We start from the raw sequence: 257 nt of genomic DNA, 5'->3' as shown, positions 1-257 counted from the left end.
CTTGGTTGCACAAATGGTGAGCCAACTTAAAGAAAAAGTCTTTTCGAGTTTTGGTTACATGTTCGTATAATTTGGCGATGCGATATTGAATCAAGTGCCAACGTCTGGAACCCTTTTTCTTTCGTTTGAGCTTTTGTTGCAGCGATTGAAGCTTGCCAGAAGCCTTCACGAAAAATCGTGGGTTGTCAATCAATTCACCGTCGCTGGTAGCCAAATAGCTTTCTAACCCCACATCCAATCCTATGGCATGACCGCTT

The 257-nt window shown here is 43.2% G+C and carries 1 protein-coding gene; it reads right to left on the bottom strand.

Annotated features, from left to right (window positions below; all coding sequences use genetic code 11):
- The coding region (locus AS151_RS20255; RefSeq protein ID WP_139240821.1) for a transposase at positions 1 to 257 on the bottom strand (257 nt) is incomplete at both ends.

Source organism: Geitlerinema sp. PCC 9228, from assembly GCF_001870905.1.
Classification (GTDB): domain Bacteria; phylum Cyanobacteriota; class Cyanobacteriia; order Cyanobacteriales; family PCC-9228; genus PCC-9228.
This window is presented reverse-complemented; position numbering and strand designations above follow the sequence as displayed.